Origin of the sequence: Pseudomonas sp. Pseusp3 (assembly GCF_047304225.1) — a bacterium.
GTDB classification, from domain to species: domain Bacteria; phylum Pseudomonadota; class Gammaproteobacteria; order Pseudomonadales; family Pseudomonadaceae; genus Aquipseudomonas; species Aquipseudomonas fluorescens_CD.
The window spans coordinates 1-751 of sequence record NZ_JBGLYV010000235.1 but is presented as its reverse complement, the minus strand read 5'-3'; the positions used below and the strand labels follow the sequence as shown (position 1 = coordinate 751).

Annotated in this window: 1 protein-coding gene; it reads left to right on the top strand. The window is 63.0% G+C overall.

What is annotated here, in order from left to right; genetic code table 11:
- A partial coding sequence (locus tag ACCD00_RS30700) for an immunoglobulin-like domain-containing protein (protein ID WP_413428932.1) occupies nucleotides 1–751 on the top strand: 751 nt, incomplete at both ends.

Below are 751 nucleotides of genomic sequence, written 5' to 3'. Positions count from 1 at the left end.
ACAAAGGTCCAACCACCGTTACTGAGTCGATTAAATCGGCCGACGGCGGCAACCTGGAAGCGATCAACCCGGTGAAAGCCCCGGTAGAAACCACGGTCACCGATGTCAACGACACCACCACGGTAACGCTGACCGCCACCCCGAGCGTGGACGAAAACGGCACCATCACCTACACCGCGACCCTGGCCGATGCCCAGGGCCAACCGGTCACCGCGCAGAACGGTCCGGTCACCGTGACCCTCGACAGCGGCAAGGTGATCACCATCGCCGTCGGCCAGAGCTCCGGCAGCCTACCGGTCACTGTCGGCAACGACGTTTACAAGGGGCCAACCACCGTCAGCGAATCCATCAAGGATGCGGCCGGCGGCAACCTCGAAGCGATCAACCCGGTGAAAACCCCGGTGACCACCACGGTCAACGACGTCAACGACAGCACCACCGTGACCCTGACCGCGACGCCGAGCGTGGACGAGAACAGCACCATCACCTACACCGCGACCCTGACCGATGCCCAAGGCCAACCGGTCACCGCGCAGAACGGTCCGGTGACCGTGACCCTCGACAGCGGCAAGGTGATCACCATTGCCGAAGGCCAGAGTTCCGGCAGCCTGCCAGTCACCGTCGGCAATGACGTTTACAAGGGGCCAACCACTGTCAGCGAATCCATCAAGGACGCAGTGGGTGGCAACCTCGAAGCGATCAACCCGGTGAAAACGCCGGTCACCACCACGGTCACCGACGTCAACGACAG